1 protein-coding gene is annotated in these 1158 nt (G+C 38.0%); it reads right to left on the minus strand.

Features of this window, described 5'->3' with window-relative positions:
* Positions 1 to 48 precede the first annotated feature (48 nt).
* Positions 49 to 996, minus strand: coding sequence for a hypothetical protein (locus AB4160_RS19260; RefSeq protein ID WP_133149813.1), 948 nt, complete (start codon positions 994 to 996; stop codon positions 49 to 51).
* Between the last annotated feature and the right edge of the window lie 162 nt (positions 997 to 1158).

The raw sequence follows: 1158 nt of genomic DNA on the forward strand, positions 1-1158 counted from the left end.
CGGCCTATCCTTATCTGTTATATACCGATTGCAATTGCTCTGTACAATTTAACACACTCTTGGATCAGCTTTTTTACCTGCACGCCAAACGAGGAAAAAAAACATCACTAAATAAACAGGTGTTTCAACAAAAGTATCATACGTGAGCCACTGTTCTTCAGTTAATTGAGTTGCAACACTAAAATTCATTACTGCCATACATAAACCGATCAATGCTAAGCCTAGGACAAAGTACCTATGTTGAATGGGGGAGTTTACGTAGCGCTCAAAACGGGTGCCAAAGTAACCACCTTTATTAAACACTCCATCTACCATAAGTGCTGATGCGCTGAGCAACCCCATAAATGTGCCCTTAAGTTGCACTAAATACTCACTTTGAAAGGCAATGGCAAATATTGCTGATACTAAGAGCATCATCGTTCCGAATACTGCAAACCCACCTAGTAAGTCGACTTTAACAAAGCGTTGGATAATAACGAGTGCTACCCCTAAGAACACGCCCGTAAATGCAGCCATTTTTAAGTCTCCAGTCACTTTTGCTACCACAAAAAATGCCGCTCCAATGCCTATATCAGCGAAAATAGAAGGTTTGTTTTTTCGCCATTTTTCACTTTGAAGTTTTCTTTTCTCATTTGCCTCTATTGGATTGTCAGAAACACCTAAATTTTCTAGTTTTTTAGTTGCAAAGTGAATGTCTTTACCTGGGTGACTTTCATAAATTAAGTCACTTCCTACCCTAACTTCGATACCGACACTCAACCAACTAAAGTAACCAACGGAAACTATTACTTCTTTAGTTCGATTGTTTGGTTGGCTGATAGGTTGAAACTTATGCACAACCACTTTGAAATCACCATCAAATGAATGTGTACATTTGTCTACTAGTGTTCCATTGCAAAATAGCTGTGACGTATAAGTTTTAAGTGAAAAGGAGTATTTCACTTCATAATCATTACCTTCGTATTGAAAAGGTCTTTTGTAAGTCCATAAACACATAGTCATCCTGATTGTTCCTCTTCCTATTTTTTTAAATTTTTAACTTCGCTAGTGAAATTCGAATGTATCTTCGGGCTGCACTTCGAAAACTCTCTAAGGTATATAACGATTTAGTTCACGAGCCGAAGGTCTCGTGTAACGACTTGTTCTTTACTTTCGGAG

Origin of the sequence: Shewanella sp. 10N.286.51.B8 (assembly GCF_041469325.1) — a bacterium.
Classification (GTDB): Bacteria; Pseudomonadota; Gammaproteobacteria; order Enterobacterales; family Shewanellaceae; genus Shewanella.

What these genes read in the sequence shown, in the direction of transcription:
- AB4160_RS19260 (WP_133149813.1), bottom strand. Translation starts at nt 996, where the DNA reads ATGTGTTTATGGACTTACAAAAGACCTTTTCAATACGAAGGTAATGAT.